We start from the raw sequence: 1,727 nt of genomic DNA on the forward strand, positions 1-1,727 counted from the left end.
CCCTGGCCTCGCTGCACGACACCGTCGGCATGGTGACCCAGGACGCGCACATGTTCCACGACACCATCCAGGCGGCCAGCCGGGTGTGCACGTCGGCGTCCTCGGCGACCGGCCGGACGGCGGCGAACGGGACCCCCGGCACCCGCTGTTCGGCCGGCAGCACGAACTCGGCGACGGCCAGCGCGGTCCGCGCCAGGTCGTCGTCCAGGGCGAAGCCGTTGCCGAGGCTCCCGGCGATGTCCCCGGAGTGGGTCACCAGCTCCATCAGGTAGCCGGCCACCGCCGCCGCGCCGGGCACCTCGCCCCAGGGGGCGACGGTCGGGCGGCCGAGCTTGGCGTCGTCCGCCCAGGCGGCGGTGACCCGGGCGCGGGCCCGGCCCAGCGCGGCCGGCCAGCCCTCGTCCGAGGGGTCCTCGACGGCGGCCACGACGTCCTCGGCGCGGCCGCCCTCGCCCATGTACGCGAACCGGTGGATGCCGCCGACCACGTGGTTCAGCAGCTGACGCAGGGTGAACTCGGTACAGGGGGTGGGCCGGTCGAGGTCGGCCGGGGTGATCGTGGCGAACAGCTTCTCCAGCTGGTCGAGGGCGGTCAGGTACTGCGGGCGGGCATCCTGGACGGCGGTCATCGGCGCTCAACTCCCTGGTGTCGGGTGGTCTTTCGGGCTCGGAACGCAATTTCCCAGTAAAACCTGACAACTGCCGTCAGGATTACTGGGATTCTTGGGGCATGAAGGCCGACCGCCTGCTCTCGATCCTGCTGCTGCTCCAGACCCGCGGCCGGGTGTCCGCCACCGAACTCGCCGAGCGGCTGGAGGTGTCCGTCCGCACCATCTACCGCGACGTCGAGTCGCTCTCCGCCGCCGGGGTGCCGGTGTTCACCGAGCGCGGGCGGCACGGCGGCATCGGCCTGCTGCCCGGCTACCGCACCGACGTCACGGGCCTGACCGCGGACGAGGCCAGGGCGCTGTTCGTGCTCTCCGCCCAGGGCGCGCACAGCGACCTCGGGCTGGACGGGGCGCTCGGTTCGGCGCTGCGCAAGGTGATGGCGGCGCTGCCGGCCCCGCACCGGCCGGCCGCCGAGCGGATCAGCGAGCGGATCCTGGTCGACCCGGCCCGCTGGATGCAGACCCCCGGCGCGGTCGGCCCCGCCGCCGGGCCGGACCTGGGCGAGCTGCAGTACGCCGTCTTCGCCGACCGGCGGCTGCGGCTGCGCTACCGGCACGGCGGCACGCCCGCGCCGGTGGAGTACACCGTCGACCCGTACGGGCTGGTGAGCAAGGCGGCGGTCTGGTACCTGGTGGCCGATCTGCACGGCGAGCCGAGGCTGTTCCGGGCCGACCGGGTGCTGGCCGCCGACACCACCGAGGAGACGGTGCGACGCCGGGCCGGGGTCGGGCTCGGTGACGTCTGGGCGGTGCTGCGCGAGCAGGTGGAGCGGCTGCCGAAGGACCTGCCGGTGCGGGTGCGGGTCCGGCGCGGACGGCTGGACATGTTCCTGCGCATCCACGGCGGCCGGGTCACCGCGCCGCCGCCGGAGGCGGGCGCCGGGCCGCCCGAGGAGTGGGCCGAGGTGGCGATGGCCTTCCCGGCCCCGGCGGCCGTCCGGTCGCTGCTGGCCTTCGGCGCGGACGTCGAGGTGCTGGTCCCGCCGGCCGCCCGGCGCGAGCTGGCCAGGGCGGCGGCGGACGCCCTGCGGCTGTACCAGGACCAGCCGTCCTGAGCCCC

Annotated in this window: 2 protein-coding genes; one reads left to right on the plus strand and one right to left on the minus strand. The window is 75.3% G+C overall.

The window, feature by feature from the left end:
• Positions 1-628: TIGR03086 family metal-binding protein (locus tag ACIQOV_RS40310; RefSeq protein WP_401055962.1), on the minus strand; the 628-nt coding region annotated here is incomplete at its 3' end.
• 101 nt (positions 629-729) lie between these two features.
• On the opposite strand from ACIQOV_RS40310, the gene ACIQOV_RS40315 reads away from it, so the two are divergent.
• Positions 730-1,722, plus strand: coding sequence for a helix-turn-helix transcriptional regulator (locus tag ACIQOV_RS40315; protein ID WP_401055964.1), 993 nt, complete (start codon positions 730-732; stop codon positions 1,720-1,722).
• The last annotated feature ends 5 nt before the right edge of the window (positions 1,723-1,727 follow it).

It is taken from the genome of Kitasatospora sp. NPDC091257, from assembly GCF_044757675.1.
GTDB lineage: Bacteria > Actinomycetota > Actinomycetes > Streptomycetales > Streptomycetaceae > Kitasatospora > Kitasatospora lactacystinica.

Bases quoted from the DNA above. Each gene is read 5' to 3' on its own strand.
- ACIQOV_RS40315 (WP_401055964.1), top strand. From the start codon at position 730: ATGAAGGCCGACCGCCTGCTCTCGATCCTGCTGCTGCTCCAGACCCGC.